The sequence below is a fragment of the Kribbella sp. NPDC055110 genome, from assembly GCF_053607525.1.
In genome coordinates this window covers 107,048-131,491 of record NZ_JBSGTS010000015.1, presented here as the reverse complement: position 1 = coordinate 131,491, position 24,444 = coordinate 107,048, and the positions used below count along the sequence as shown (strand labels likewise).

The 24,444-nt window shown below is 68.6% G+C and carries 23 protein-coding genes; 9 read left to right on the top strand and 14 right to left on the bottom strand.

The annotated features are described in order from the left end of the window. The first annotated feature begins 43 nt into the window (after positions 1–43). Positions 44–871: a chitosanase gene (locus tag ACWF0M_RS23625; RefSeq protein WP_452237855.1), complete on the top strand. Its 828-nt coding sequence runs from the start codon at positions 44–46 to the stop codon at positions 869–871. 143 nt (positions 872–1,014) lie between these two features. On the opposite strand, the gene ACWF0M_RS23620 is transcribed toward ACWF0M_RS23625, so the two are convergent. Beyond that, complete coding sequence (locus ACWF0M_RS23620; RefSeq protein WP_452237854.1) at positions 1,015–1,485, bottom strand: MarR family winged helix-turn-helix transcriptional regulator; 471 nt, start codon at positions 1,483–1,485, stop codon at positions 1,015–1,017. 69 nt (positions 1,486–1,554) lie between these two features. On the opposite strand from ACWF0M_RS23620, the gene ACWF0M_RS23615 reads away from it, so the two are divergent. The 3 genes from ACWF0M_RS23615 (at position 1,555) to ACWF0M_RS23605 (ending at position 6,615) form a co-directional block, all read left to right on the top strand. Beyond that, on the top strand, positions 1,555–2,448 hold the full coding sequence (locus ACWF0M_RS23615; protein ID WP_452237853.1) for an alpha/beta hydrolase: 894 nt from the start codon (positions 1,555–1,557) through the stop codon (positions 2,446–2,448). 9 nt (positions 2,449–2,457) lie between these two features. Then, the gene (locus tag ACWF0M_RS23610; RefSeq protein WP_452237852.1) at positions 2,458–5,274 is read left to right on the top strand and encodes a DEAD/DEAH box helicase; all 2,817 of its coding nucleotides are present in this window, start codon (positions 2,458–2,460) and stop codon (positions 5,272–5,274) included. A gap of 72 nt (positions 5,275–5,346) precedes the next feature. Continuing rightward, positions 5,347–6,615: a serine hydrolase domain-containing protein gene (locus tag ACWF0M_RS23605; protein ID WP_452237851.1), complete on the top strand. Its 1,269-nt coding sequence runs from the start codon at positions 5,347–5,349 to the stop codon at positions 6,613–6,615. Positions 6,616–6,668: 53 nt separating this feature from the next. Here the strand turns inward: ACWF0M_RS23605 and ACWF0M_RS23600 are convergent, their stop codons facing one another. Next, positions 6,669–7,133 carry a MarR family winged helix-turn-helix transcriptional regulator gene (locus ACWF0M_RS23600; protein ID WP_452237850.1) on the bottom strand — a complete coding sequence of 155 codons (465 nt, stop codon included), beginning with the start codon at positions 7,131–7,133 and terminating at the stop codon, positions 6,669–6,671. Between the two features lie 68 nt (positions 7,134–7,201). Between ACWF0M_RS23600 and ACWF0M_RS23595 the strand changes: the two genes are divergently transcribed. After that, positions 7,202–7,567, top strand: coding sequence for a cupin domain-containing protein (locus tag ACWF0M_RS23595; protein ID WP_452237849.1), 366 nt, complete (start codon positions 7,202–7,204; stop codon positions 7,565–7,567). Positions 7,568–7,570: 3 nt separating this feature from the next. On the opposite strand, the gene ACWF0M_RS23590 is transcribed toward ACWF0M_RS23595, so the two are convergent. Further along, complete coding sequence (locus ACWF0M_RS23590) at positions 7,571–8,875, bottom strand: glycoside hydrolase domain-containing protein (protein WP_452237848.1); 1,305 nt, start codon at positions 8,873–8,875, stop codon at positions 7,571–7,573. Between the two features lie 85 nt (positions 8,876–8,960). Between ACWF0M_RS23590 and ACWF0M_RS23585 the strand changes: the two genes are divergently transcribed. Both ACWF0M_RS23585 and ACWF0M_RS23580 read left to right on the top strand, forming a co-directional pair. Then, complete coding sequence (locus ACWF0M_RS23585) at positions 8,961–9,434, top strand: GyrI-like domain-containing protein (RefSeq protein WP_452237847.1); 474 nt, start codon at positions 8,961–8,963, stop codon at positions 9,432–9,434. Then, positions 9,435–10,490, top strand: a complete 1,056-nt coding sequence (locus ACWF0M_RS23580; protein WP_452237846.1) for a DUF5937 family protein — start codon at positions 9,435–9,437, stop codon at positions 10,488–10,490. On the opposite strand, the gene ACWF0M_RS23575 is transcribed toward ACWF0M_RS23580, so the two are convergent. Further along, positions 10,491–10,802 carry a hypothetical protein gene (locus tag ACWF0M_RS23575; RefSeq protein ID WP_452237845.1) on the bottom strand — a complete coding sequence of 104 codons (312 nt, stop codon included), beginning with the start codon at positions 10,800–10,802 and terminating at the stop codon, positions 10,491–10,493. It lies immediately after the preceding gene. A gap of 120 nt (positions 10,803–10,922) precedes the next feature. Between ACWF0M_RS23575 and ACWF0M_RS23570 the strand changes: the two genes are divergently transcribed. Beyond that, positions 10,923–13,715, top strand: coding sequence for a helix-turn-helix transcriptional regulator (locus ACWF0M_RS23570; protein ID WP_452237844.1), 2,793 nt, complete (start codon positions 10,923–10,925; stop codon positions 13,713–13,715). A 7-nt stretch (positions 13,716–13,722) separates the two neighbouring features. Here the strand turns inward: ACWF0M_RS23570 and ACWF0M_RS23565 are convergent, their stop codons facing one another. The 9 genes from ACWF0M_RS23565 to ACWF0M_RS23525 all read right to left on the bottom strand — a co-directional run bounded on the left by ACWF0M_RS23565 (position 13,723) and on the right by ACWF0M_RS23525 (position 22,740). Further along, positions 13,723–14,403, bottom strand: a complete 681-nt coding sequence (locus tag ACWF0M_RS23565; RefSeq protein WP_452237843.1) for an alpha/beta fold hydrolase — start codon at positions 14,401–14,403, stop codon at positions 13,723–13,725. A gap of 109 nt (positions 14,404–14,512) precedes the next feature. Beyond that, on the bottom strand, positions 14,513–15,565 hold the full coding sequence (locus ACWF0M_RS23560; RefSeq protein WP_452237842.1) for an FAD-dependent oxidoreductase: 1,053 nt from the start codon (positions 15,563–15,565) through the stop codon (positions 14,513–14,515). A gap of 54 nt (positions 15,566–15,619) precedes the next feature. Further along, positions 15,620–16,780: a N(5)-(carboxyethyl)ornithine synthase gene (locus tag ACWF0M_RS23555; protein WP_452237841.1), complete on the bottom strand. Its 1,161-nt coding sequence runs from the start codon at positions 16,778–16,780 to the stop codon at positions 15,620–15,622. Between the two features lie 50 nt (positions 16,781–16,830). Continuing rightward, positions 16,831–17,439: a hypothetical protein gene (locus ACWF0M_RS23550; protein ID WP_452237840.1), complete on the bottom strand. Its 609-nt coding sequence runs from the start codon at positions 17,437–17,439 to the stop codon at positions 16,831–16,833. A gap of 97 nt (positions 17,440–17,536) precedes the next feature. Further along, positions 17,537–18,229, bottom strand: coding sequence for a hypothetical protein (locus ACWF0M_RS23545; protein ID WP_452237839.1), 693 nt, complete (start codon positions 18,227–18,229; stop codon positions 17,537–17,539). Positions 18,230–18,307: 78 nt separating this feature from the next. Continuing rightward, positions 18,308–19,834, bottom strand: a complete 1,527-nt coding sequence (locus ACWF0M_RS23540; RefSeq protein WP_452237838.1) for a precorrin-2 C(20)-methyltransferase — start codon at positions 19,832–19,834, stop codon at positions 18,308–18,310. Continuing rightward, a complete protein-coding gene (locus ACWF0M_RS23535; RefSeq protein ID WP_452237837.1) occupies positions 19,831–20,460 on the bottom strand; it encodes a precorrin-8X methylmutase in 630 nt (209 codons plus the stop codon). The genes ACWF0M_RS23540 and ACWF0M_RS23535 overlap by 4 nt, the downstream gene beginning before the upstream one ends. After that, complete coding sequence (locus tag ACWF0M_RS23530; protein ID WP_452237836.1) at positions 20,457–21,557, bottom strand: precorrin-3B synthase; 1,101 nt, start codon at positions 21,555–21,557, stop codon at positions 20,457–20,459. Before ACWF0M_RS23530 ends, ACWF0M_RS23535 begins: the two co-directional genes overlap by 4 nt. Before the next feature lie 10 nt (positions 21,558–21,567). Next, positions 21,568–22,740: an MFS transporter gene (locus ACWF0M_RS23525; protein WP_452237835.1), complete on the bottom strand. Its 1,173-nt coding sequence runs from the start codon at positions 22,738–22,740 to the stop codon at positions 21,568–21,570. A gap of 216 nt (positions 22,741–22,956) precedes the next feature. Between ACWF0M_RS23525 and ACWF0M_RS23520 the strand changes: the two genes are divergently transcribed. Next, positions 22,957–23,439, top strand: coding sequence for a MarR family winged helix-turn-helix transcriptional regulator (locus ACWF0M_RS23520; protein ID WP_452237834.1), 483 nt, complete (start codon positions 22,957–22,959; stop codon positions 23,437–23,439). Between the two features lies 1 nt (position 23,440). Here ACWF0M_RS23520 and ACWF0M_RS23515 read toward each other — a convergent pair whose 3' ends face one another. Next, positions 23,441–24,388, bottom strand: coding sequence for a phosphotransferase enzyme family protein (locus ACWF0M_RS23515; RefSeq protein ID WP_452237833.1), 948 nt, complete (start codon positions 24,386–24,388; stop codon positions 23,441–23,443). Positions 24,389–24,444: the final 56 nt, after the last annotated feature.

Genomic DNA, 24,444 nt, shown 5'->3' with positions numbered 1-24,444 from the left:
GCTTCCTAACAGTTCATTCCTCGGACGCCCCTCGGAGGACCACATGGAGTACCGCCCCACCCGCCGGACCACGCTGCTGCTCGGCCTGTCGCTCGCCGCCGTGCCGACCACCGGATTCGCCGTGTCCCGCTACGCGCCGCACGCCGACGCCGCGGTGCAGGCGACCGGCCTCGACGATCCTGCGAAGAAGGAGATCGCGATGCAGATCGTCTGCAGCGCGGAGAACTCGTCGCTGGACTGGAAGGCGCAGTACAAGTACATCGAGGACATCGACGACGGTCGCGGGTACACCGCGGGCATCATCGGGTTCTGCTCGGGTACCCACGACATGCTCGAGCTGGTCGAGCTGTACGCCGACCGGAAGCCGAACAACGTGCTGCAGAAGTACCTGCCGGCTCTGCGCAAGGTGGACGGCAGCGACTCGCACGCGGGTCTCGACCCGAACTACACCAGGGACTGGAAGACCGCGGCCAAGGACTCGGCGTTCCAGCAGTGCCAGAACGACGAGCGCGACCGGGTGTACTTCAACCCGGCGGTGAGCCGTGGCAAGTCCGACGGGCTGCGCACTCTCGGGCAGTTCTGCTACTACGACGCGATCGTCATGCACGGCGACGGTGACGACGCGACCAGCTTCGGCGGCATCCGCAAGCGTGCGCTCACGAAGGCGAAGCCGCCGGCGCAGGGCGGCAGCGAGACGACGTACCTCAACGCGTTCCTGGATGCGCGGGTCTGGGCGATGAAGCAGGAGGAGGCGCACAGCGACACCAGCCGGGTCGACACCGCGCAGCGGGTCTGGCTCAAGAAGGGCAACTTCAACCTGGACACCCCGCTGGACTGGAAGGTGTACGGCGACCCGTACCACATCGGCTAGCCACCCTCCCGAAGCACGCAGCCGGGCTCTCGTCGCACCACCAGGGGACGAGAGCCCGGCTACGTCATGTCCGGGGCGGACCTGTGGCACTCACCAACCTGCGCAGGAGGCCGGTCGGCGCCCGTGGTTGAGCGGCAGCCCCGTCAGTTGCCTGAGGTTGATGAGTGGTGGCGGTCCGTGCGGGGATCGAGTTCGGCGCGCTGGCGGAGCATTGAGACGTTGGTGGCGAGTTGGTCGAGGACCGTCGCGGGGAGGACGGCGCCGACCCAGGTCTGCAGTTCGGCCTCGACGGTCGGGGTTGCGGTGGCGAGGATCTCGGCGCCCGCGGGGGTCAGCTCGACCAGCGACGAGCGCCGGTCCGAGGGGTTCGCCGTCCGTCGGACGCGCCCGGCGGACTCGAGCCGGTCGACGGCCTTGCTGGTGGCGCCGACCGTGATCGCCGTCTCCCGCGCGAGGTCGTAGACCCGCGTCGTCCCGTGTGCCGCGATGAACCGCAGGAACTCGAACTGACCGAGCGGCAGCTCATGCTCAGCCTTCAACCGGGCGTCGAGCACGTTGTAGAGCCGTGTTTCCAACCGGACCAGGTCTGTGAACAATGCTGTGAGATCAGTCACGGAATTAGATTCCCCGGAATGTAGTTGCAGAGAACTATATTCCTCGGAATCTATCATCAGGAGACGGCGATGAGCGCTGAAGAACGCGAAGCAGCACGCGGCATGATGCAGAAGGGCAAGCTCGGCCAGACGCCGGAGCAGCAGCGGGCCGGCTTCGACGAGCTGTTCGCGAACCGCCCGCTCGGCGACGACGTCACGCTCGTCGAGCGCACGCTGGGCGGCGTACCGGCGCTCGATGTGCGCGTCGAGGGTGCGGATCAGGACGGGGTGATCCTCTACCTGCACGGTGGCGCGTACATCGTCGGTTCGGCCCGGACCGGTGCGAACCTGGCCGCGCCGTTGTCGCGGCGCAGTGGCGTCCCGGCGGTCTCGCTCGAGTACCGGCTGGCGCCCGAGCATCCGTTCCCGGCAGGGGTCCACGACGCGTTGGCGGCGTACCGGGAGCTGGCAGGTCAGAACGTCGTGATTGCCGGTGACTCGGCCGGTGGTGGGCTCGCGCTGGCGGTGCTGATCGCGGCCCGTGCGGAAGGGCTGCCGCAGCCTGCCGGGACGGTGCTGTTCTCGCCGTGGACCGACCTGGCGCTGACCGGGCCGAGCATCGACGCTCGGAGCGACTTCGACCCACTGTTCAGCCGCGCCAACATGGCTGAGTCCGCTGAGCTCTACCTGGGCGGCGCTGACCCGCACAACGAGCTGGCCAGCCCGGTGTTCGCGGACCTGAAGGGCCTGTCGCCGCTGCTCGTCCAGGTCGGTTCGGCGGAGGTCCTGCTCGACGACGCACTTCGTCTCGTGGCGCGGGCCGCCGAGCAGGAGGTGGACGTCAGCCTCGACGTGGTCGCCGGTGCGCCGCACGTGTACCAGTACTTTGCCGGCCTCATGCCCGAGGCCGACGAAGCGCTCGAGCACGCCGCAACCTTCATCAAGAACCGGCTCCGCGACAAATCTGTAGGTGGCGTCGCATAGATTGATGGCATGAGTACTCCGTCCGAGAGATATGCCTCGTTCCGCTCGGACCAGGAGCATCCCGCGGTGAAGGACTTCCGGGCGCTCTACGACTTCGCGCTGGACGAGTTCCAGCTGCGCGCCTGCGCCGCCCTCGAGGACGGTCACCAGGTGCTGGTCGCGGCGCCCACCGGCTCGGGTAAGACGCTGGTCGGCGAGTTCGCCGTACACCTGGCCCTGGAGCGCGGTCAGAAGTGCTTCTACACCACCCCGATCAAGGCCCTGAGCAACCAGAAGTACAGCGACCTGGTGAGCAGGTACGGCGCGGACAAGGTCGGCCTGCTCACCGGTGACAACTCGGTGAACTCCGAAGCCCCGATCGTCGTCATGACGACCGAGGTGCTGCGGAACATGCTGTACGCCGGATCGCAGACGCTGCTCGGCCTGTCGTACGTCGTGATGGATGAGGTGCACTACCTGGCCGACAGGGCCCGTGGCGCGGTCTGGGAAGAGGTGCTGATCCACCTGCCGGACTCGGTGTCGGTGGTCTCGCTGTCGGCGACCGTGAGCAACGCGGAGGAGTTCGGCGACTGGCTGGAGACCGTCCGCGGCAACACCGTCGTCGTGCTGGAGGAGAAGCGGCCGGTGCCGCTGTTCCAGCACGTCATGGTGGGTAAGCGGCTGCACGACCTGTTTGCCGGTGAAGCGCCGACCGCGAGGGTCGGCGCTCCCGCGAAGGCGTCCAAATCCGGTAATCCCGCGAAGGAGGTCAAGGCCGACCTCAGGGATCTGGTGAACCCGCAGCTGGTCCGGATCGCGCGGGACGACAATCGGATCTTCCGTGACGACTCGCGCAAACCACGGCGGCGTCGCGATCTGCCGAAGGGGCGGCCGGCCCGGTCCCACTTCACGCCGTACCGCTCGGACGTGGTGGAGGAGCTGGACGCCGGCGCGCTGCTGCCGGCGATCTTCTTCATCTTCTCCCGCAAGGGCTGCGAGGACGCGGTCGTGCAGTGCCTGCGGTCCGGTCTGCGGCTGACCAAGCCGTCGGAGCGCGACGAGATCAAGCGGGTGGTGGCCGAGCGTACGGCGGACCTCCCGGACGAGGACCTCGGCGTACTCGGGTACCACGACTTCGCCGAGGCGCTCAGCCGGGGCATCGCCGCGCACCACGCGGGCATGCTGGCGGCGTTCAAGGAGGTCGTCGAGGAACTGTTCGCGCGCGGCCTGATCAAGGTCGTGTTCGCCACCGAGACGCTTGCCCTGGGCATCAACATGCCGGCGCGCACCGTTGTACTCGAGAAGTTGTCGAAGTGGAACGGTGAGGCGCACGTCGACATCACGCCGGGGGAGTACACGCAGCTCACCGGGCGCGCCGGGCGGCGCGGGATCGACGTCGAGGGGCATGCGGTCGTGCTCTGGCAGCCCGGGTTCGACCCGCGGGAGGTCGCGGGTCTGGCGTCGACCCGTACGTATCCGCTGCGGTCGTCGTTCTCCCCGTCGTACAACATGGCCGTCAACCTGGTGCGTCAGGTCGGGCGGATGCGGGCGCGGGACATGCTCGAGCTGTCGTTCGCGCAGTTCCAGTCCGACCAGGCCGTGGTCGGGCTGGCGCGGCAGGTGCAGCGCAACACCGAGGCGCTCGAGGGGTACAAGGAGTCGATCGAGTGCCACCTCGGCGACTTCCTCGAGTACGCCGCGTTGCGCCGGCGGATCGGTGACCGCGAGGCGTCCGGCTCGAAACGGCGCAAGCTCGACCGCCGGGTCGAGGCGCAGGAGTCGATCGAGAAGCTGAAGACCGGCGACATCATCCGGATCCCGGCCGGCCGGAGCGCGGGCTGGGCGCTGGTGCTCGACCCGGGGATGCGGTCGGAGCGGGAAGGGCCGCGGCCGACCGTGCTGACGCTGGACCGGCAGGTGCGGAAGCTGTCGATGGTCGACTTCCCGGCGCCGGTCGAGGCGATCGGCACGTTGCGGATCCCGCGGAAGTTCAACCCGCGCAACCCGCAGCAGCGCCGCGAGCTGGCCCAGGTACTGCGGACGCGGACCGACCTGCTCGGCGAGGACGGACCGCCGTCGCGATCCCGCGGCAAGGATGTCGTCAGCCACGCGGACGATCCGGAGCTGCAGGAGATGCGGGCGCAGTTGCGTGCGCATCCGTGTCACGGCTGCTCGGATCGTGAGGACCACGCGCGCTGGGCGGAGCGATACTTCCGGCTCGACCGGGAGAACCGTGATGTGCAGCGGAAGATCGAGCAGCGGACGAACACGATCGCCCGCCAGTTCGACCGGGTCTGCCAGGTGCTGGACGCGTTGCATTACCTCGACGGCGACAAGACGACCGAGGCCGGCGATCGGCTGGCGCGGATTTATACGGAGCTCGACCTCGTCGCGGCTGAGTGCCTGCGGCAAGGAGTCTTCGACGACCTGACGGTGCCGGAACTGGCTGCGTGCCTGGCTGCGCTGGTGTACGAGTCGCGCTCGAAGGACGAGCCGACGTCACCGCGGTTGCCGCGTGGCGACGTACAGGCAGCGATCGAGCGGATGGGGTCGATCTGGCGGGACCTGTCCGCGCTGGAGCGGGACATGCGGGTCGACTTCCTGCGGTCGATGGACCTGAACTTCTGCTGGCCCGCGTTCCGCTGGGCGTCCGGCGCGTCGTTGGCCGAGGTCCTGTACGAGTCCGACCTGGCAGCCGGCGACTTCGTCCGCTGGGTCAAACAACTCATCGACCTCACCGAACAGATCGCCGACGCCGCCGGCGACACCCCGCTCCGCAAAACAGCCCGCTCCGTCGTCGACCAAATCCGCCGCGGCGTAATCTCCTACGCCTCCACGGTCGAGTAGACCTCTCTGGGTGAAAGACTTCCTTCTGCGCAGTACAAGTCGTAAACCCCTGCCTCGAAGGAGAAGACGTTCGTGGAGTTGTCGCGCCGGAATCTCGGGAAGTTGGCTGTTGCTACTGGGGCCACCGCTGCGGTGGGTACCGGGGCCGGCTATCTGATCGGGCGGCCTGCTGATGCCGCCTCGACCTGGAAGACGACCGGGACCGCGGTGTCGGCGCTGGCTGGTTTCGACAGCCAGATGAAGGCGTTCATGCAGGCTCGTGGCGTCACGGCCGGGCAGCTCGCCGTCACGTACAAGGGTCGCCTGGTGCTTGCCCGCGGCTACAGTACGTCGACCGCGCTGACCGTGCAGCCCACCTCGCTGTTCCGGATCGCGAGCCTGTCCAAGTCGCTCACCGCGGCCGCGATCGTGAAGCTCGCGCAGGACGGCAAGCTCAGCCTGTCCACCCCCGTCGCGAACATCATCGACATCACGCCCGCCACCGGGCTGACGCGGGACCCGCGCTGGTCGCAGATCACGCTGTGGAAGGTGCTCCAGCATCTCGGCGGCTGGGACCGGGACGTCTCCGGTGACCCGGAGTGGAAGGACGCCACGATCTCCCGGACGCTCGGTGTGCCGATGGAACTGCACCAGGCCGACGTGATCAAGTACGTCGCAGGTCAGAAGCTCGACTTCGCCCCGGGCACGAAGTACGCGTACTCCAACTTCGGGTACACGCTCGCCGGCCGGGTGATCGAGAAGGTCAGCGGCCTGAGCTACGAGAACTACGTGAAGCAGAAGCTGCTGGCTCCGTTGAAGATCAAGCGGATGGCGCTCGGCTACTCGATCGCGAAGCACAGCGGCGAGACGTCGTACGAGTCGCAGTACTCCGGTCCGACCGTGCTCGACATGACCGGCAAGACCGTGCCCGCGCCGTACGGCTCGTTCAGCATGCGGATCCAGGACGCGAACGGCGGCTGGATCGCGAGCGCGCCGGACCTGGTGCGCTGGGCGAAGATGTTCGACGCGCCGTCGAGCGTGCTGAACAGCACGTCACTCGGTCGCGTGTGGGCGAAGCCGTCCACGGGCGTGAACGCCGACGGCTGGTACTACGGTCTCGGCTGGCAGGTCCGCCCGGTCACCGGCGGCACCGGTCGCAACACGTGGCACACCGGCAGCATGCCCGGCACGTACACGCTGCTCGTCCGCACCTCCGGCGGGCTGAGCTGGGCGGCGCTCTTCAACCGCCGCGACGACGCGAGCGGCAAGTCGTACGGCGACATCGACGCAGCCATGTGGACCGCCGCCAACGGCGTGAAGACCTGGCCCACCCACGACCTCTTCCCGCAGTACTTCAGCTGATTCCTTGCGTCCGAAGATCTGTGGGCGATCACCCTCGGATCTTCGGACGCAACCTAGAACATCAGCGCGCGGAAGTGGGGCGTGCTGACCTGACTCTCGCCGGCCATGTCGGTGAGGGCGTCGCGCAAGGTGTCGACCGCGTCGTCACCCAGGCGTTTGCGGAGCCTGCGCTCGTAGGTCTGGTGGAATCGCCGGGCGGCGGCGAGGGCTGACTTGCCGCGCTCGGTCAGGTGCAGGAGGCGGGCGCGCGCGTCGGACGGGTCGGCGCGGCGTTCGACGTACCCCCGGCGCTCCATGTCGTCGACGATCTGGCTGGCGCCTTGCTTGGTGACATCCAGCCGCTCGGCGAGACCGGTGATCGTGGTCGGGCCGTCGTGCAGCGTCCGGAACACGAAGCCGTCCGACCGGCCCTGGTCGTCGTACCCCTGGGCGGCGACGTACTCGCGGAGTTCGCGGACGAACTCCTGCTCCGCGAGCAGTAGGAGGATTCCGAGATCAGGCTTGCCCGAACGTGTCATACCGGTCATGATAGTCAAGCTGACTTGGTCAAGTCAGATTGACTAAATGATAGGGGAACGCAATGCACGTGATTCCTGCAGTGGAAGCGCCGAAGTTCCAGCTGCCGGGCGTCGAGTTCACGGTGTTCGCGTCGCCGAGCCTCGGGTCGGCCGGGCTGTGCGCGTGGCGGCTCACCGTCGACGTGGGGCACGGCGGCGACGCGCCGCACACGCTCGACCGCGACGAGATCTTCACGGTGCTCAGCGGTTCGGTGCAGTTCGGCCCGGACGGCGACAAGCTCGGCCCCGGCGACTCCGTCGTGGTCCCTGCGGGTGAGCCGATCTCGCTGACCAACCTTGGTGAGAGCAAGGCGGAGCTCGTCGTCGTCATCACAGCCGGCTTCACCGGCTACATGGCCGACGGCACGACGGTCCAGCCACCCTGGTCCAAGTAGTCGTCAGCAGCGCCGGATCGGTGCGGTGTACGTCGTTTTGCTCGCAGTGGCGACGTAGTAGTCGGTGACCCAGCTCCCGTCGCTCAGCCGGTCCCAGACTGCTGTAGTACCGACCTTCGAACCAGGTGCCTGGCAGGTGACCCACGCCAGCGAGCCGATCGGCAGAGTGCTCGGGTATGTCGTGTACGCCGTACCCGGGCCGTGCCGCCGGGTGAGGTTGTCGATCATGGTCTGGAACGGGAAGCTGCAGCCGGGCAGCGGTGCGCTGTACCCGGGCTTGTTCGGGGTCCGCACGTAGTAGTCGGTCACGTAGGTGCCGTCGATGAGCTTGTCCCACACCGTGGTGGTACCGATCTTCGGCCCGAACGTCTGGCAGACGATGCGGAGCGAGGTGTTCGCCGCGATGGTCGAGCGGACCGGGTACGCGGTCGACGGACCGCTGTACGAGTGGACCGTCGTACGGACGGTGTACCTGTAGGCAACGCTCGCCACCGGTGCGTCGAAGCGATCGTTGTCGATGTTCAGCGTCACTCCGCCGTACGTCTCCGTGTGATCGCCCTGGTACTGCTTGCCGCGCTGGCCGACCGCCCAGAACGTGTCGGGGATACCAGCCCACCTGGTCAGCAGGCTGCTGCCGTCCCAGCGTGCGATCCACAGTGCGTCCGGCCGCGCGTACGACGGGGAGTTGTACGCCGCAGTGAGATCGGGCGCACCTGAGCCCAGGTTGGCGTACACACCGGACAGGTAGCGCTGCAGGTGCAGCTCCTTCGTCCAGGCGGACAGGTAGTGCAGTACGGCGGAACGGCAGACGGCATTGGTGTTGTCGTAGTTCTCCATGTCGTTGTAGAGCGCACTGCCTGGAAGGAGGCCCAGTGCCTTGGCCTTCGCGACCGCGTCATCCGCGTCCCGCACCGCCTCGCGGTTCGACGCGGTCGTCGACATCTTGTACGTCCGGGTGCCACAGGGGGCCTGCAGACCCAGGTAGATCGGGACGAGCCGGTAGCCCATCGCAGTGACGGCATTGACCCACGCTGGGGTCAGCTGTGGCTGGGCACAGGTCCGGTTGACGCCACCGAAGTAGATCCCGATCGCCTTGTACGGCGAGGCCTTCCACGCGGTCATCTGGGCGAGCGTCGGCGCCGTACAGGCGTCGAAGGCGAATCCGGTGAACCGCGTCGCCGTCGTACCGGCGTTGTAGGTGATCGGCGTCGTCGGCTCCCCGGCGGCGGGCAGTCCGGCGAACACTCCGGCGAACACTCCGGCGAGCACGAGCACGAGAGCCGCGACCAGGACCTTGAGTTTCACCATGTTGACCCCCTGCTCTTAGTAGACGCCGGGCGCGGGGCCGTCCGGTAGGTTGTGGCCAACATCGAGTTTCGGGAGGGCTGTGGTCATGCCGGAGATCGTCGAGATTGGGGAGCGGCCGTACGTCGCTCTGCGGGGCAAGGTCGCGATGGACGGGATCGGTGCGTTCGCGGACCGGATGGGCGAGGTGATCGGCTGGCTCGCCGCCAAGGAGATCGCGCCGAACGACGCGCCGTTCTTCAAGTACGACGTGGTCGACATGGAGAACGGGCTGGTGCTCGAGATCGGGTTCCCGGTGGACGACCTGCACTCCGGTGAGGGCGAGATAGTCACCGGCGTACTGCCGGCCGGACGCTACGCGACCGCCTCTCACCACGGTCACCCCGACGGCCTGCTGGGAGCCACCCGCGACCTGCTCGCCTGGGCCGAGGAGCAAGGACTCGAGTGGGACGCCGACGGCGTGCACTGGACCGCCCGCCTGGAGATCTACCGCTCCGACCCGCGCGAGGTCCCGGACATGAACGACTGGGACACCGACCTCCAGTTCAAGCTGAAGGACTGAGTGCCGACTGTTCTAGCAGGCGTTGGCCGGCTCGAGCCTGAGCGGATTCGTCACGTCGCCTCGCCGCTGATCGAGCTCGGCTGTGCACTTCATGTGCTGGCCGAGCCTGCCCATCACGACCGCGTCGACTGGGCCGCTGCGCTACCGGTGTCCGCCGAGCTTCGTGAAGAGCTGGTGCAGTGGAGCTGGACTGTGCGCGCCGTACGCGCTCGCTTCTTCGCCACCAGCGCCGCCACTGGCCTGCCCACCTGGTCCGACGAGCTGGCTGCACTCCGCTCGCGTCCGCCCGAGGAGGTGGCGGCTGAGCTGGTCCGGCCGTTGCGCGGTCGCCCACTGAGCAGCCGCTCCGTCGACACCGACGCCGTACAGCACTGGGCTCGCAGCCGCGGCCGCTCCGTCGCTGCACTGGTCGAGGCGCTCCTGACCGCACCTGCTGAGCCCGTACGCCGTTTCCTCGACGTACTGGATGCCTGCTGGCATGAGTGGTTCGGTGCGCTCTGGGAGGAGTCACGGGACTCGCTCGCTGCCCGTGGACGGCACGACCGAGACCTGGCCGTCCGGGACGGTGTCGGGACGATGCTGCGCTCGCTGGACAGCGCGATCGACCTGCGGGACGCGGACAGTGTCGTCGTACAGAAGGTGCAAAGCAAGCGCATCGACATCAGCACCCGCTCGTTGTTACTTGTCCCGAGCAACTACATCGCACCGCACCTGTTCGTGGGTGAGGTCCCGGGTGAGCCCATCACGATCATCTACCCGGCCACGGGCCGCGCGGCCGCCGTACCGACCGCGCAGCAGATCCGTGCCCGCCTGGACGCGCTGGCGTCCCCAGACCGCCTGCAGGTCTGCCGCGCCGTGGCGAGCGAGCCACGCACCGCAGGCGAGATCGCTGCCCTCTGGGGCCTGCACCCGACCCAGGTCACCCGCCACCTCCGAGCGCTGACGAGAGCCGGCCTCGTCACCGCCGAACGCCAGGGCCGCTTCGTCGCCTACCGCCTCGACAACGACGCCCTGACCACCCTCGGCCCCGACCTGCTGACCCTGATCATGCGCTGATCAGGACTTGTCGTAGTGCGACGGCGGGAACGGGTGGCGATCCGTCAACGGGTAGAGCTCGCTCTCCTCCGTCTCGCGCTTGATCTCCGCCTGCTCCTCGCGGTACGCCTCGGTGTCGATCGGGTCGTCCGTCGCCGGTACGTCGGTGGCCGGCGGGACGTCGTCGGGGTCGTAGTCGTCCACCCCGGCCTCGACCCGTTCCTGCTCCGTACGGCGAGCGAGCTCGTCCTCGTCCGGGTGCAACGGCATACCGCCGTGCTCGCGACGGTCCTTGTGAGACTCCTCCGCCGTGTCGAACGGCTCTTCACTCATCGATACCTCCACAGGTGTCCTCCTGAGAGTACTCGCGGCAGCACCGGGCGCCGCCGGGCTTGTTCGGGGCCCTGGCTTGGTGATTCTGTAGTGGCAGCAGAGCGGAAGGAAACGCTGACGATGACCGCTGTCCCGTCCCTGCCGGTGCGTGGCCGCGACGAGCAGTTGACGGCGCTGGAACGCGTGCTGGCTGATGCGCAGTCCGGCCGAGGTTCGGTGACGGTGATCGAAGGCGGACCGGGCCTGGGTAAGACGCGCATGCTTCAGGCGGTGTGGGCCCGAGCAGCCGATCTGTCCTTCCGGATGGGCCGCGGGATGGCTGACCCGGGGGAGCTGGTGGTCGAGCTCGCGCCCTTGATGGAGGCGTTGTTCGACCACGACCCGGCACTGCTGGACCGGTCGGCCCTGAGCAGCCTGCATGCCGCCCCGGAACAGCGGTTCTGGCTCCTGCAGGAGATCGAGTCGTTGCTGGCGGTGGCGTCGGATGCGGGGCCGCTGCTGATCGTGCTGGACGATCTCCATTGGGCCGACTCCGGGACGGCCGCAGCGCTGCGCTTCCTGCCACCGCGGCTGGCGGCGGCGCCCATCGCCTGGGTGCTCACGCTCCGACCCGGCCAGGGTTCCGCTGCGATCCGAACGGCGATCGCATCGCTGGTCGACGCGGGCGCAGGCCATCTGCAGCTCGGACCGCTGGACTGCGATGCGGTGGCCGAGCTCGTCGCCGATGTGCTGACCGCCGAGCCGGACGAGCAGCTGATGAAGCAGACCGAAACGATCAACGGGAACCCGTTCCTGCTCGTCGACTTCGTTCGCGGGCTGGCGGCCGAGGGCATCGTGTCGGTGGTCGCCGGGCGGGCGATCCTGACCGAGGACCGGTTGCCGAGCCGTACCAGCGACGACATGCGGCTGCGGTTGCTCCGGTTGTCCGAGCCGGCCGAGCGGGTGGCAACGACGGCGGCATCCCTGGGCAGGCGGTTCACCGTGGCCGACCTCGCGGCGTTGGCAGGGATGTCCGTGCCGGACCTGCTGACGCCGATCCGCCTCCTGATGGAGGCCGACATCCTCGCTGAGAGCGACGACCGGCTTTCGTTCGTTCACGACCTGGTCCGGGACGCGGTGCGGTCCAGCGTCCCACTCGCCGTACGAAGGGCCCTCGATCGGCGTGGCGCGGATGTGCTGCTCCGCCGGGGTGCGCTGCCGGTCGAGGCCGCGACCCAGTTGGCCGCCAGCGCGATGTTCGGCGACGACGTGGCCATCGCGACCCTTGCCGAGGCGGCCGAGGCACTCGGAACCACCGATCCGGCGGCTGCGGCCGAGCTGGCCGAACGAGCCCTGACGCTGATGCCGGACCGGCATTCGCAGCGCGGCCCGCTGGTCGCCCGGCGCGCGATCTCGCTGTTCGCCGCGGGGATGGGCGACGAGGCCAAGCAGTACGCCGATACCGTGCTGCGGCGGGCGATGCCGCCGGAACAGGAGGCCCAGGTCCGGCAGAGCATCGCCAGCATGTTCGTGTTGTCACCTGACGTCCGCGTCGAGAACAGCCGGCAGGCCTTGGCACTCCCGCGCTTGTCCGAGGACCTGCGCGCCTGGCTGCGTTCCATGGAGCTGCACAATCTGGTCGTCGGCGGACGAAAGGCCGAGGCCGTCGAGCTGGCGGTGGGGACCCAGAGCGCCGTCCGGGCGAGCGCGAGCAAGGAGGCGAAGTTCGCCGTCGAGCTCGCCATGGCCGGATTGGAGTACCAGCAGTTCCGCTTCACGGATTCGTTGTCGCGGCTGGACGCCGCCTTCGAGGACGGCACGAGCGAGGACGTGCGAGATCGGCTGGCGCATTACTACCGCGGCTGGCCGCTCGCCGCGCTCGATCGCTTCGACGAGGCTCGTGCGGTCGCGGACGACGGTATCCGGGCGGCGCGTCGCGACCGGCAGAACTGGGCGCTGTACATCTTCGAATCCTGGAAGGGCCTGGTTCATCTGCAGGCCGGCAGGCTGCCCGACGCGGCGGCCGCGTTGGAAGGGCGGATCGTCGTTGGCGACGCGACCACCGTCGGAGGCCTGATCGACGCCGCCAATCTCTCCACGCTGACACAGCTGAGGATCCATACCGCGGACGAATGGGGTGCCCGGGACGCCGTAGGCATGTGCGAACGCATGCTCTCGTCCACCGCGCCCGCTCTGCGCCGGCACGCCGCCTGGGGACTCGCCTCACACGCGATGGCGCGCGGACGCGCCGACGAGGCGCGTTCCTGGTTGCAGAAGCCCGGGGACGGGTTCATCTTTCCGCTGTTCCCGCACGACATCGCGTACGACGCAGAGCTGGTCCGGATCGGCCTCGCGGTCGGAGACACCGAGCTCGTTGCGCGGGCCCAGGCTGTGGCGGAGGAGCGTCATCGGCTGAACCCGCAGGTGAACTCGCTGGCTGCCTGCGCTCATCACCTGCGGGGTCTGGTCGAGCGCTCGGCGGCCGAGGTCGCTGCGGCGGTTCACTTGTTGCGCGCCGCGCAACGACCCCTGGCGCTTGCCTCCGCGCTCGAGGACCTGGGCCGGTTCCAGATCGCGGACGGCGCGACCGCCGAGGGCGTGGCGGCGCTCGACGAGGCCCTGGAGATCACCGTCGGCATCGGCGCGGACCGTGATGCCGTCCGGATCCGCGGCCGCCTGCGGGAGTTGGGCCTCCGCAGGCGGATCGTGTCCGCAACCGAGCCCCGGGAAGGCTGGGAGGCGCTGACGCCGACCGAGCACCAGGTCGCCGTCCTGGTCGCCGACGGCCGCACCAACCGGCAGATCTCGGAGCAGTTGTTCATCTCCCATCACACCGTCAACACCCACCTTCGCCACATCTTCGAGAAGGTGGCGGTCCGTTCCCGGGTCGAACTCGCCCGCCTGGCGGAGCGGCGACGTACCCCTGACCAGTGACGGCGGTTCAGACAGCGTCTGCCGCCTGCCGGATGATGTCGAGGGTGAACTTCGGTTCCGACAGCATCGGGACATGGCTCGAGTCGACGTCGAACGTGTGCGCGCCCATCCGGTCGGCGACGAAGCGCTCCAGGTCCGGATTCACGGTCTTGTCGTGATTGGCGACGATGTACCAGCTGGGTTTCGTCTGCCAGGCGATGCCGTCGACCTTCTGCGTGAAGAGGTCGGCGACCGGTGGCATCGCGGTTGCCCAGACGAGCTGCTGCTCCTCCGCGGGCAGATCGCCGGCGAAGCACGAGATCCCGCTCTCCAGCAACCAGATGCGGCCGTCGGCGATCTCGATGTGCTGGAAGACCTCGGTCGTCGCGAACTTCTCCTGCGCGCTCTGCGAGGTCTCGGTCTCGTCGACCCCGAGCGCCGCGATGTAGACGAGGCCGCGGACCCGGTCGTCGACGCCGGCATGCGTGATCAGCGTGCCGCCGTACGAGTGGCCGACCAGCACCACCGGATTGGCGGCCCGGGCGACGGTCCGGCGGACCGCGGCGACGTCACCGGCCAGGGAATCGAGACCGTGCTGCGATGCGAGGCACTCGTACCCTTCCGCCTGCAGTGGGCCGATCACCTTGCTGAAGCACGAGCCGTCCGCCCAGAGTCCGTGGGCGAAAACGATGCTTGGTTTGGTCGACATACCGGCTCCTCCTCGATCGGGTCGTACGACGGTTCGGACGACTGTTCGACAGTCGCGCTGCCCGAACCGACGCGCAATCGCGCAACCGAGTGATTCGCTCAGGGACCGCCTAGGCGGCCAGCGGTCCGAGGAGGTCTCGGAGGGCGCGGGCGGCGGTGAAGCCGGCTCGGTTGGCGCCTATGGTGCTGGCTGAGGGGCCGTAGCCGACGAGGTGGATGCGGGGGTCGGCGACGGAGGCGGTGCCGTTCATGCGGATGCCGCCGGACGGCTCGCGGAGATGCAGTGGAGCCAGATGCGCGAGGTCGGCGCGGAAGCCGGTCGCCCAGAGGATGGTGTCGACGTGCAGGCTGCTCCCGTCGCCCCACTCGACACCGTCCGCTGTGATGCGCGAGAACATCGGTAGACGGGTGTAGACACCACGTGCCCACGCGGCTTGCTCCTGTGGCCGCAGGTGCAGGCCGGTGACGCTGACCACGCTGCGAGGCGGCAGACCGGCGCGGACGCGCTCTTCAACACGTGCCACGACCTGACGTCCGTACTCGGGGGTGAAGTCCTCATCGGTACGCCACTCCGGCGGCCGCCGCGTCACCCAGGTCGTGCTCGCAACCTCAGAGATCTCCGCGAGCAGCTGTACAGCGGACGCGCCACCACCGACAACCAGGACCTGCTGCCCGGCGAGCTCAGCAGCGCCACGGTAGTCGGCAGTGTGCAGCTGCCGCCCCTGGAACGTCTCGATCCCCGGGTACCACGGGATGAACGGCCGGTCCCATGTCCCGGTAGCGTTCACAAGCGAGGCCGCGCGGTACAGGCCGCTGGACGTGTCCAGTTCGAACCCGTCGTCCACCGAGCGGACGCTCTCCACTGCAACAGGCCGCAGTACCGGCAGGTCGAACCGCTTCTCGTAGTCCGCGAAGTACGCCGGGACGAACTCGTTGGCTCGTTCCGCACCCGCGCTGGAGGGCACCGGTACGCCGGGCAGGTTCGCGATCCCGTGGACGTCGTGCATCGTCAACGAGTCCCACCGGTGCTGCCACGCGCCACCAGGGTCCGCGTTGCGATCCAGTACGACGACCTCGTCGTACGGCGTGAAACCCATCCGCACCAGGTGGTACGCAGCCGACAGCCCCGCCTGCCCCGCTCCGATCACTGCTACGTCCAGCACACCAAGAGCAACGCCGGACCCGGTCAGTGTCTTCCCGGGATCCGCAGCGTGGGGTCAGAGATGCGGGTAGGGATGGACGGGGGAGCGGTGCTGGAACGAGAGGATGCCGGGATTGCGGATGGTGCCCGCCTCGATCTCGATCGCCCGGCTGATGGTGGCGTCGGCATGCCACGCGGCGGGACCTTCGAGCACCGGGCGGATGAACGGCAGCAGTGCCTCGCTGATCTCCCAGGTCGCCGAGTTCCACAGGTACGACGGGCTGTGGTCGACGCCGTAGTACGTGATGTTGTCCCCGACCACGAACGTTGGGTCGTCGAACCCGGTCGGCCGCGCCCAGCTGAACCCCATGCCCAGGTCGCAGGAGACGTCGACGATCAGGCTGCCCGGCGCGAAATGCGCGAGATCCTCCTCGATCAGGAACGTCAGCGGCGCGTCCGGGTCCTGCAGCACACAGTTCACGATGATGTCGTGCTCAGCCAGGAATCCGGCCAGCGGCACCCGGCCCTCGTCGGTCAACGCGTGACTGCGGCGCGGATCGAGCGCGGCACCTGGCTCGACTTCGTCCTGGTCGTACTGGACCATCCGCGCCGAGTGGATCGGTGAGGCGACAGCGGCCACATCACGCCCGGTCAGTACGTCGACGTCGTGCACCCCGTGCGCGTTCAGCGCGGTGACGGCACCGCGGGCGGTCGCGCCGAACCCGATCACCACCGCACGCAGCCGGCGCCCGTAGTCGCCGGTGGAGCCGATCAGCTCGAGCGCCTGCAGGACGGAGCAGTACCCGGCGAGCTCGTTGTTCTTGTGGAACACGTGCAGGCTGAAGCGGCCGTCGGCGGTCCAGTGGTTCATCGCCTCGAACGCGATCAGCGTGAGCCTGCGGTCGATCGCGAGCTGGGTGATCTCGTCGTCCTGGACGCAGTGCGGCCAGCCCCAGAGCGTCTGCCCGACCCGGAGCGCGGCGAGATCCTCGGCCTGCGGCTTGGGCAGCACCACCACATCGGCGACCGCGATCAGTTCGTCCCGGCCGACCACGCCGGCCACCGATTTCGCCAGGTCCTCGTCCGAGATCCCGAACCGCTCGCCGTACCCGGTCTCGAGGAAGATCTGCTGGCGCAGATCCTCGTCGATTCGCTCGAAGTGGTGCGGATGGATCGGCAGCCGGTGCTCGTTCTCCTTGCGGGAACGACCGATGACGCCGAGCGTTAACTGGTCCACGAGGGCCCCTTTGGTTACTGCCTGTTCTAGCACAGTTCGCGAGGGCGGGTTCAGCCGTCGCTGGAGCCGATGCTGCGGTGGTACCGTCGGCCGGCCATACCGCCCATCACTGCCGCGACCAGCGTGATCAGGACCGCGGCGACCACCGCGATCAGGCCGCCGGTCGTGAGTGTCTGGTCCGCGATCGGCAGCGACGGCAGTTTCATTCGGTCCAGTACGTCGTACTGCGTGCCCGCTAGCGCTGCTAGCGCGGCGGCGATCGCGGTGACGACAACACCGACCAGCCAGACGCCAAGCCCGTGCAAGGCACCAGCGGACCGTGCAAGCCGGCCGGCGACGTACCCGCCGTGGTAGTACGCGACTGCCAGGATCAGCAGCAGCACCGCGCCGGACACGATCCCGATGGTGCCGGCGGTGTTCGCGCTGGCGTCGTACCAGTCGAAGGTGACCGCGTAGTCGACGGCCGCCGCGATCGCACCGGCGAGCCCGGTCAGCAACGCGGTCAGCCCGATCGCGACCAACCACCCGTAGAACGTCCCGCCGCCTCTGGAGCGCCTGTGCATCCGCTCCCGGACCGGCGCGGCGCTCCGCTCCTCCTCGTACAGCTCGGACGGGCCGAGCCTGTCAACACGTGTGTCTTCCTGATGCTGCTGGGTCATGTCAGCTTCTCCTCACCGGACAAGCCCCGTGTACCTCCCCTGTACCCGGTGTGAAACCGACTGCGACTCAGGGCAGCTGGTCTCAGGGCAGCTGGTCTCAGAGCAGCTGGTCGATGCGGTCGTGGTAGCGCCGGCCGGACTTGCCGCCGAGGACGGCGGCCAGCAGCGTCAGGATCAGCAGAGCGGCCGCAGCGGCGATGCTGCCGAGCAGGAGGGTGTTGTCGGCGAGTGCCACGTCCGGACGGTTGAAGTTGTCGAGCACGCCGTACTGGTTGTCCAGCACCCAACCGGCACCGCCGGCGAGCAGTCCGACGAGCAGTGCGATCATCCAGACGCCGAAGCCCTGGCGTCCGCCGTCGAAGCGTGCCAGCCGGCCGGCGACGTACCCGCCGGTGTAGAACGCCAGCATCAGCATGAAGATCGTGACACCTGCCGCCGTGAGCGAGGCCGCGCCGGGCTGCGCCTTCGCGTCACTGGTGGTGTAGTCCAGGACCTGGGCGGTGCCGAGCGCGGCCGCGGCCACTGCGGCCATCAGCAGCACCGACATCGAGATCGCGATCAGCCACCCGAAGAACGCCGCACCGAACTTGAACCCGCGGTACGACAGCAGGTCCGGATCGACGTCCGGCTCGGCCGCAGCCGGAGGTGTGCGCAGCGGCTGCTCCGCAGGGACCGAGATCGTGCTCATCGCCCGGCTCGCAGCTGCACGGGCCTCCTCGTACTTCTGCGTGCTGGCGTCGCCGGCGGGCGTAGTGATCGTGGCGGTGTCACCGGTGTACTGCTGACTCATCTCCGCAGGCTCCTCACAGGTCGGTTCGGGGCGGTCCCTACCCGTCCGCACCGCGCCTGACACAGCCGGAGCGCTGATTTAACCGTCTCCTGGGGTGGTGTCACTCACCGTCGCGGGGTATCGGCGTGGAGTGAACACCAGCGAGCCGGCCGGCCGGGGCACAGTACGGGTCTGTGACGAGCCGACCAGGAGCAGGCACCGCATGTCAACCGTTTGAGGATCCAGTTCGGCCAGCGTTGTCACAGTGATCGCCTCCTCCGGCCCGCCGACGTCGCGTCCGACCACAACCGGCGTACCGGGGGAGCGGTGCTCCAGCAGCAGGTCCCGCGTCGCCTCGACCTGCCAGGTACGGGACCTGGAGGCGGGGTTGTAGATCGCTATCGCCAGGTCTGCCTGCGCTGCGGCGGTCAGGCGCTGGGCGATCACGTCCCACGGCTTGAGCCGGTCCGACAGCGACAACACGCAGTAGTCGTGTCCCAGCGGCGCACCGACCCGGCTGGCGACCGCCTGTGCGGCCGTCATGCCAGGCAGCACCCGTACGGCGATATCGGCGTATTCCGGCTCCGCCGCGATCTCTGTGACCGCACTGGCCATGGCGAACACACCTGGGTCACCGGACGAGACCACAACCACAGTGGAGCCCTTGCGAGCCAGGTCGAGCGCGAACGCGGCCCGCTCCGACTCAACGCGGTTGTCCGAGCCGTGCTTGCGCTGACGGGCCCTGTCCGGCAGACGGCCGACGTACGTCGTGTAGCCGATCACATCGTCCGCACCGGCGATCGCGGCCCGCGCCTCCGGCGTCATCCACTCCGGACCGGCCGGTCCGAGGCCGACGACGGTCACGGAGCCTTCCGCTGCGGTCTTGGTGACCGGGGCAGCGAACGTGTTGTTGATGGGGCTCGGGAGGAGGGCGAGCGAGAAGTACGGGACCTCGTCCGGGTCGACCTCGTTGAGCGGTGCTGTGCGCTGGGCGTCGGTTGTCGCGCGTTCGACGTACCAGGCCTCGTCGGCGCGGCCTGCGAGCTCGAAGGCCTCCCGGACGCCCGCGAACGTGCGGCCGAGCTTCATCACGGCGGCCGCGTCGGTCGAGCGGAGGCGGTCCGCGAGTACATCCGGCGGCAGGGTGCCGGGCAGGACGGTGAGGATCTCGTCGCGCTCGCACAGCGGTCGGCCGAGTACGGCGGCCGCGGCGCTGACGGAGGTGACGCCAGGGACCACCTCACACGGGTAGCGGTCCGCGAGCCGCTTGTGCATGTGCATGTACGAGCCGTAGAACAGCGGGTCGCCCTCCGCGAGGACGACCACGTCCCGGCCGGCATCGAGATGCGCTGCGAGCCGGGCGGCGCAGTCGGCGTAGAAGTCGTCCATCGCGCCCTGGTACCCGCCCGGGTGGTCGGTCGTCTCCGTGGTGAGCGGGTAGACGAGGTGCTCCTCCAGCTGGCCAGGCGTCAGGTACGGCGCGGCAACCGACCGGGCGATACTCCGCCCGTGCCGCGCACTGTGGAACGCGATCACGTCCGCAGCCCCGATCAACCGAGCCGCCTTGACCGTCACCAGTTCAGGATCACCGGGCCCCAGCCCAACCCCCCACAACCGACCAGTCACTCTGCCTCACTCGCAATCGCGTTGACGGCGGCCGCGGTGATCGCGCTGCCACCCCGGCGTCCTCTGACCACCAGGTACTCCAGTCCGAGTTCGTTCCCCGCCAGCGCTTCCTTGGACTCTGCCGCGCCGATGAACCCGACCGGAATGCCCAACACCGCCGCCGGCCGCGGACCACCGGCCGCGATCACCTCCAGCAAACGGAACAGCGTGGTCGGCGCGTTGCCAATAGCAACAACTGCACCTTCGAGCCGATCGAGCCACAGGTCGACGGCCGCAGCGCTCCTGGTGGTCGCCAACTGCTCCGCCAACGCGACCGTGCGCGGGTCCTGCAACGTGCAGATCACCTCGTTGTCCGCCGGGAGCCGCCGCCGCGTGATGCCGGCCGCGACCATCTGCGCGTCGCACAGGATCGGTGCACCGTTCTGGAGCGCGGTCCGGGCATGCTTCACCACGTTCGGCGACCAGGCGAGGTCGGCGACCAGATCGGTCATTCCGCACGCATGAATCATCCGTACGGCGACTTGCGCCACGTCGGCCGACAGCCCGTCGAGCACCGCCTCGGCCCGGATCGTCGCGAACGACCGCCGGTAGATCTCCGCGCCGTCCCGCTCGTACTCGTAACTCACACCCGTTCCCCGTCCACCAGATAACCGTTGCCTACCGCAAGAACATCGACGAACCCGGCGGAAGGCTTCCCGCACCGCCGCTCACAACCCGACCAGTGCACCCGGCCCCGCCCAACCACCCGAGCCAACCCACCTGCTGTCACGCTCTTGGTTGCGTCTGCTCGTACGTCGGCCAGCGCCTTCGCGCACACCGGCCGCCCGGCACAAGCCGTGACACCCTCCCAGACCGAGCCGGGTGTAGTGACCAGCCCAACCTCCTCCAGGCGAGTACTACCAGCTGGCACCACCACAGACCGCCAAGGCGTGATCCGAACCTCAGCACCAACCCGCACCAACGCAGCAGCCTGCTCCTGCGTCAAACTCCCCAGCGGAACCGTCACGACCAGAGCGCGCCCATGCACCCCAGCAACAACCCGCGCGGTGTCAGTGGGCACCGCCTCAGTCGCCCGCAACCCAAGCCGCTCCAGGATGAGCTCTTCACCGTCAGCGACCTCACCGATCCGCCACTCCTGATCGCGCACCGCAAGGAACGCCTCCGCCGCAGCCAGCATCAGCTCCGGCACCACATCCCACTCCACCCGTACACCAAGCGTCCCGAGGCTCAGCAAGCCGGTCCGCTCGTCCAGCGCTCGCACAGCAACATCTGCTGCCAGCTCGGCCAGATCCCCGCGCCCGTCATCCAGCGCGAACAGGAACCGCCCCGGCAGATCAGCCAGCGCAGGGCGCTCGCACAGCGCGCGGTCCAGGGCAGTGGCGACAGGAAGTACGTCGTACCTCGACTGCTGGTCCAGGCCGGAGAGTGGTGACGCCAGGATGTTGCGGACGCGCTCGTGTGCGATCGACGGCAGCAGGCCGGCCGTAAAGAGCCGGTCTGACAGGTCCCGCGGCCCGTCGGCCTGCAGTCCGCGGAGCTGTACGTTGCCCCGCGACGTGAGCTCCAGCCGCCCGTCTCCCAGCTCGGCGGCAGCAAGACGCAGTACGTCGAGCTGCTTGGTCGTCAGCCGCCCACCGGGTACCCGTACGCGTGCGAGACCGCCGTCAGCCGCCTGGTGCACTGCCAGCACACCAGGGCATCGATCGACTTCGGTCCTCGCCACAGGCGTGATGCTACGTCCCCGAAACCTGGTGTGTTCTGCCCCACAGCAGGAACCCGACCGCCACCATGGCACACCCGCCCCCGGCCACCATCGCCACCTGCACCGACCACGCGTCCACCACGAGCCCGCCGACCAGCGCCCCGGCCGACAACACCGCCTGGAACGAGGAGGTGAACCACACGGTCGCAGCCTCCCGAGACTCGGGCACGGCCTGCGCGAACATGGTCATCGAGCAGACCGGTACGCCGCCATACCCGAGTCCCCAGACGACGAGGAGCAACAACGCTCCCGCCGTACTGCGGCCCGCTACTGGCATGAGGAGCGTCGCTGCGGCGATCAGTGCAGCGCAGGTGGCGAACGTGGTGAGGAGGTTGCGGGCTGCCCACAGGCCGGCGACGACGTTGCCGATCAGACCTGCGGCGCCGTACACGAGCAGGAACAGGCCGATGAGCTCTGGACGCACCACCTCGCGCAGGAGCGGTGTGACGTAGGTGTAGGTCGCAAAGTGCGCCGTGACGATCAGACAGGTGACGACCAGAGCGGTCCGGCTGCTGCGGAAGGCCTTGCGGAGTACTGCGGCGTGGGTGACCTGCAACGGTGGCAGTGGCGAGACGGTGGTCCGGAGCGCGACTAATGCCAGTAGGGCGAGTACGCCGAGCGCTGCGAACGACGTACGCCAGCCGGCGAGCTCACCGACGAAGGTGCCTGCTGGTACGCCGAGCACTGAGCCGAGGGGGACTGCGGAGAAGATGACGGCTGTCGCCCGCGGCGCCCAGCGCTCCGGGACGAGTCGTCCCGCGAGACCGGCACCGATGGACCAGAAGCCTCCAATAGTCAGGCCGACGAGGAAGCGGGCAACCAACTCGAGCCAGAAGACCGGTGCGGCTGCTGCGAGGAAGCCGGCCACGGCCAGCAGGACCATGAGGACGCAGAGCATGAGGCGGCGGTCCAGCCGGGCTGTGGCGAGGGTGACGACAGGTGCGGCGACGGCGGCGACCAGACCGGGCATCGTCATCAGCCAGCCGGTGCGGCCCGGGGTGAGCGCGAAGTCGGCGCCGATCGAGGTGAGGAGGCCGATCGGGAGGATCTCGGTGGTGACGATCGCGAAGATCCCCAGCGTCACCGCACCCACCCCGAACCACCGGAGTGCCCGTGGCGCGGCCTGCGTTGTCAGAACAGTCATGCATCCCAGGCAACTGCCCGCGAACCCGACCAGCTCGCGATTTCGCGACACCGCCGTCGCCATCCACCAAGCCGTCGCTTTCCCGCGACTGAAAGCGGTTGGGGAGGATTCCCTGCCCGTTTCGGGAAGGAAACCTCCCCAACACCCTCAGTTGCCTGCGGGAATGATCTGGCTTGGGATCATCTGGGGGCGGATGATCGCGCTACTCTCGGAGGTATGGCGGAGCTTCCGGAACGTACTGTCCCTGACCTCACCGGCTACCTCACGCATGCCGGGCATGTCCTGGAGACCCAGTTGTCCGCGGCGCTGGCGGAGATCGGCCTGACGTTGCGGATGCAGTGCGTACTGCGGCACGCGCTCGAGGCCGAACGTACGCAGATCCAGATCGCCGAGCTGTCCTACATGGACAAGACCACGATGGTGGTGACCGTCGACGCGCTCGAGAAGGCCGGGTACGCCGAACGCCGCCCGTCCGCGACCGACCGCCGCGCCCGCATCATCGCCGTCACCGACGCCGGCGCGACAGTCGCCGCCGAGGGCCAGAAGATCGTCGACCGCGTCCACGCCGACGCCCTAGAAGCCCTCACCGCCCCGCACCGCAAGACCTTCGTCGACTCCATCACCACCCTCGTCGACGGCCCCCTCTCCACCCCCGTCACCGCCCAGCCGGTCCGCCGCTCCCGCCAGCGCGTCGGCTGAATCAACTAGGCACGTACGCCGTCAGGTTCTGCCAGGACTCCCTGCTGTCCTGGGATTCGGTGTGCGGCCGCCGGAACAGCTCGACGTACGAGGCGATCTCGGCAAGCGACCACCAGACGTCGAAGAGCTCCAGGACCGCGGCCCGCGGGCTGACCGGACCGGCCTCTGCCTGGTACGCCGGGAGCACGTCGGTCGGACCACCGACGATCGCGGCCAGATCCCGCTCGCGTGGCGCGAGCCGCACCGTGTCCCAGTCGATCAGCCACATCCGGCCGTCGGTAGCGCGGAGGACGTTGGCGCTATGCGGCTCGCCGTGCGTGACGACCCATGGGTCGTCCGACGCCTCCAACTCACGGACCAGCGCGTCGTACTGCGCGAGCCGCCGGTGAACGTGACCGATCGCGCCCGCCAGCCGCAGTCGGGTGGGCTCGGCGTACGGTCCGGAGGACCACGGCCGGTCGAGGTCCGCGAGTGCGGCGAGCAGTGCATCCCGGTCGGGGATGACGGGATCCCACCGTTGTAAGGCTTCTGGCGCCGGTGCCGCATGCAGCCGCCCCAGGATGCGGGCGATCTGGTCGCGCTCCGACGGATCGTTCCAGGCGCCGTCCGGCATGCTCCACCCCGGCAGATACGGCAGGACCACGAACGTCCAACCCGGTAGCGCCTCGCGGACAAGCCTGCCGGTCCGATCGGGCAACGGTGCCACGACGAACTCGTAGCCGCGGTCAGCCAGTTCCTTGGTTGTCTGCATCGCAGCCTCGATCACGCCGGCCGACCCAACCCGATCCGCGGTCACGAACCAGCGCGGCTCGCCGGCCTCGGAGGCGATCCAGTGGTAACTGCCGAAACCGACCGGCGCATACACCACCTCTGTGGCCTGGAAACCCCAATGTTCCTTGAGGATTCCGGCCACCAGGTCACAGGAGATCTCGGCGGGTTCGTCCCTCATCCCAGCGACTCTAGCCGCGACCTGAGCGGGCTGCAGCTGGATTATTTATCCACTAG

Excerpts from the sequence above, each read along its gene's own strand:
- ACWF0M_RS23515 (WP_452237833.1), bottom strand. The coding sequence starts at position 24,388 with ATGAGGGACGAACCCGCCGAGATCTCCTGTGACCTGGTGGCCGGAATC.
- ACWF0M_RS23525 (WP_452237835.1), bottom strand. The coding sequence starts at position 22,740 with ATGACTGTTCTGACAACGCAGGCCGCGCCACGGGCACTCCGGTGGTTC.
- ACWF0M_RS23575 (WP_452237845.1), bottom strand. The coding sequence starts at position 10,802 with ATGAGTGAAGAGCCGTTCGACACGGCGGAGGAGTCTCACAAGGACCGT.
- ACWF0M_RS23590 (WP_452237848.1), bottom strand. The coding sequence starts at position 8,875 with ATGGTGAAACTCAAGGTCCTGGTCGCGGCTCTCGTGCTCGTGCTCGCC.
- ACWF0M_RS23615 (WP_452237853.1), top strand. The coding sequence starts at position 1,555 with ATGAGCGCTGAAGAACGCGAAGCAGCACGCGGCATGATGCAGAAGGGC.
- ACWF0M_RS23600 (WP_452237850.1), bottom strand. The coding sequence starts at position 7,133 with ATGACACGTTCGGGCAAGCCTGATCTCGGAATCCTCCTACTGCTCGCG.
- ACWF0M_RS23610 (WP_452237852.1), top strand. The coding sequence starts at position 2,458 with ATGAGTACTCCGTCCGAGAGATATGCCTCGTTCCGCTCGGACCAGGAG.
- ACWF0M_RS23625 (WP_452237855.1), top strand. The coding sequence starts at position 44 with ATGGAGTACCGCCCCACCCGCCGGACCACGCTGCTGCTCGGCCTGTCG.
- ACWF0M_RS23545 (WP_452237839.1), bottom strand. The coding sequence starts at position 18,229 with ATGAGTCAGCAGTACACCGGTGACACCGCCACGATCACTACGCCCGCC.
- ACWF0M_RS23570 (WP_452237844.1), top strand. The coding sequence starts at position 10,923 with ATGACCGCTGTCCCGTCCCTGCCGGTGCGTGGCCGCGACGAGCAGTTG.
- ACWF0M_RS23550 (WP_452237840.1), bottom strand. The coding sequence starts at position 17,439 with ATGACCCAGCAGCATCAGGAAGACACACGTGTTGACAGGCTCGGCCCG.
- ACWF0M_RS23585 (WP_452237847.1), top strand. The coding sequence starts at position 8,961 with ATGCCGGAGATCGTCGAGATTGGGGAGCGGCCGTACGTCGCTCTGCGG.
- ACWF0M_RS23565 (WP_452237843.1), bottom strand. The coding sequence starts at position 14,403 with ATGTCGACCAAACCAAGCATCGTTTTCGCCCACGGACTCTGGGCGGAC.
- ACWF0M_RS23520 (WP_452237834.1), top strand. The coding sequence starts at position 22,957 with ATGGCGGAGCTTCCGGAACGTACTGTCCCTGACCTCACCGGCTACCTC.